This is a genomic window from Hydrogenophaga sp. PML113, assembly GCF_001777155.1.
Lineage (GTDB): Bacteria > Pseudomonadota > Gammaproteobacteria > Burkholderiales > Burkholderiaceae_C > Hydrogenophaga > Hydrogenophaga borbori.
On the sequence record NZ_MIYM01000043.1, the window covers coordinates 1 to 573 of the forward strand.

General features: G+C 67.0%; 1 protein-coding gene. It reads left to right on the forward strand.

What is annotated here, in order from left to right:
- A partial coding sequence (locus tag BHU06_RS21940) for an electron transfer flavoprotein subunit beta/FixA family protein (protein WP_070401358.1) occupies window positions 1–573 on the forward strand: 573 nt, incomplete at both ends.

Here is a 573-nt window from a genome sequence, read left to right on the forward strand (position 1 = left end):
TGGTGGTGGTTTCCTGCGGCGTGAGCCAGTGCCAGGAGACGCTGCGCACGGCCATGGCCATTGGCGCGGACCGCGCGATCCTGGTGGAGACGTCTGAGGAACTGCAACCCCTGGCGGTGGCCAAGCTGCTCAAGGCCCTGGTCGACAAGGAACAGCCCGCCCTCGTGATCCTGGGCAAGCAGGCGATCGATGACGACTGCAACCAGACGGGCCAGATGCTGGCCGCGCTGGCCGGCCTGCCGCAGGCCACGTTTGCCAGCAAGGTCGAGATCGAGGGTGACAAGGCCAAGGTGACGCGCGAAGTGGACGGCGGCCTGGAGACCCTGTCCATCAGCACGCCGGCCGTCATCACCACGGACCTGCGCCTGAACGAGCCGCGCTACGTGACGCTGCCCAACATCATGAAGGCCAAGAAGAAGCCGCTGGAGACGGTCAAGCCCGAGGAGCTGGGCGTGGACGTGACGCCGCGCATCAAGACGCTGAAGGTGAGCGAGCCGCCCAAGCGCGGTGCCGGGGTGAAGGTGCCCGACGTGGCCACGCTGGTGGCCAAGCTCAAGACCGAAGCCAAGGTGA